Origin of the sequence: Microbacterium alkaliflavum (assembly GCF_044325405.1) — a bacterium.
In the GTDB taxonomy this organism is placed as follows: Bacteria; Actinomycetota; Actinomycetes; order Actinomycetales; family Microbacteriaceae; genus Microbacterium; species Microbacterium alkaliflavum.
In genome coordinates this window covers 1-2353 of the sequence record NZ_JBIQWL010000026.1, presented here as the reverse complement: position 1 = coordinate 2353, position 2353 = coordinate 1, and the positions used below count along the sequence as shown (strand labels likewise).

The 2353-nt window shown below is 70.8% G+C and carries 1 protein-coding gene; it reads right to left on the bottom strand.

The window, feature by feature from the left end; translation table 11 throughout:
- Nucleotides 1-137: 137 nt before the first annotated feature.
- Nucleotides 138-2353, bottom strand: a 2216-nt coding sequence (locus ACH3VR_RS23265; RefSeq protein WP_397558726.1) for an ATP-binding protein, incomplete at its 5' end; no start/stop codon positions are given.

The window sequence follows — 2353 nt, the reverse complement described above, 5'->3', positions numbered from 1 at the left end:
GCGGGCGGCGCGGCGCTCGTCGGCGAGCTCGCGCAGGGTCGAGCTGACGAAGACCCGGATCCGCTGGTCGGGCGTGCGGATCACAGGGCGATGAGGCCCAGTCATGACCACATCATGACGGCATACACCCCGCCATGTCATGCATTCGCATGGACTGGCGCGAGATGCGGCGCGCGTTCCGCTGCGTAGCGCGCCGCCTCGAAGGCGCCGAGCTCGCCTCCTTCGACCTCCGCGGCCGCGAGCTCCGCCGCCGCGTCGGTCGACCGCAGCCCGTCGAGGAATCGCAGGTGATACACGAACACGGCTGGCTCGATCGCGGCTGTGCGGGCACGGATGCTCGCCGCAGCGCCCGCGAGGAGGCCTGCCCGACGAGCATCCCGCCGTCGCGCCGCAACGGCGCTCAGCCCTTCGAGGCAGTACGCGATGCCCTCCTCGTGACGGAGTGCGACCGAACCCGACAGGCTCTCGAGGTAGGCATCCTCGGCTTCGTCCAGACGATCGGCGAGGAGCATCATCCGACCGATGTGATGAAGCGCCACGGTCCCGGCGAATCGTTCGCCCGAGGCTCGCGAGGCCTCCGCCCCGCGCCGGAACAGCTCGGTGGCCTCGTCGAGCCGGGCGCCCAGCAAGGCGATTCGCCCGAGCGCGACCATCGCGAGGCACTCGCCCCACCCCGCCTGGATCCTGCGGAACGCTTCGGCGCCTTCGTGCAGCCACCCGAGGGCTGCCGCGACGTCGGGCGCCGAGCTGTTGATCTCCGCCACTCCCGCCGTCGTCGTCGCCATCGCGACGCCGAGCAGGTCGCCCTCGCTCTCGAACTCCTCGGCGGCGTCGAGCAGCGCCGCGGCGATGCCCGGTCGGTGGGTGGACCACATGTCGCGCCACCCCACGTAGAAGGCGACGATCGCGTGTTCGCGCGAGGACGCCGCGGCGCCGGTGCGCTCGAGGATCTCCTCGAGCCACACGGACACCTCCATGAGGTAGCCGCCGACCCACCAGAAGACGAAAAGCCGCCAGGCGACGTCGCATGCCGTCTCCGCGTCGGCGCGCGACACCAAGTGCCGCACTGCGGCGCGCAGGTTGCCGCGCTCGAGTGTCAGCCGGCCTACGGCCGCCAGCTGCCGGTCGCTGCCGAGGTCCAAGGCCTCGGCCCGCGCGACAGCGGTGTAGACGGCGGCATGGGCGTCGCGGGCGGCGTCCTCCTGCCCCGTCGCCGAGAGCTGTTCCATGCCGTACTCGCGGACGCTCACCAGGAGCGAGAAGCCCGGCTGGCCGTCGATGTCCTGCCGCTGCACAAGAGACGAATCCACCAGCGTCTCGATCGACTCGACCACATCGAAGTTCCAGCCTCTGATCCGCCCCATGGCTTCGATCGAGTCGAGCGTGAATCCCGGTGCGAACACTGCGAGCTCCGTGAGCAGCCGGCACGACGAGTCATCGAGCAGCTCCGTCGACCACTGGATCGTCGAGCGGAGCGTCCGCTGGCGTCCGGGGACATCCCGGGCGGCGGCCACCAGGAGGGGAAGCTGCCGATCGAGGCGGCGGAGGAGGTCGGCGGGCGACAGCATCCGGATCCGTGCGGCGGCGAGCTCGAGCGCGAGCGGCACGCCCTCCAGCACGCGGCAGATGCCGACCACTGCGGGGAGGTTCGCGTCCGTCAGCTCGAACTGGGAATCGGCCGCGCGGGCGCGCTCGGTGAACAGCTCGACCGCAGGAGCTGTCCGTGCGCGACCGGTCGACTCGGGTGACGCAGGGTCGTGCGTCGCCAGGGGCTCGACATCGAAAACCCGTTCGCCGCGGATGCGCAGCACGACGCGGCTCGTGACCAGGAAGGCGGCATCCGGCGCGATATCGAAGAGCCGGACGAGAACCGGCGCGGCGCTCACGAGCTGTTCGAAATTGTCGAGGACGAACAGGATCCGCCGGTTGCCGAGAGCGATCGTCATCCGCTCTTCGAGCTGCAGACCCGTGGTCTCGCGGATCCCGAGCGCGTACCCGATCGTCGACAGCAGCAGGCCTGGCTCGAGCACGTTCTCGAGGGGCACGAAGACGGTGCCGTCCGGGAAGAGCGGGGCGACTGCCTCGGCGACCGCGATCGAGAGTCGGCTCTTGCCGATGCCGCCGGGCCCGACGAGCGTGACCACTCGCGTGGAGCGATCCCCGAGCACGCCGATGATCTCCTGGATGGCGCCCTCGCGGCCGATGATCCGCGTGTCGGCCGCGGGGAGCCGCGTGAAGACCGAGGAGGGCGGCGGTGGGGCGGGGGATGCCTCGTCCCGCGATTCGTCGAAGCGTTCGGCGAGGAGGGTGGCGAGGTCGTCGGCGATGCGGTCTTGGAGTTCTTCGGCGGTGG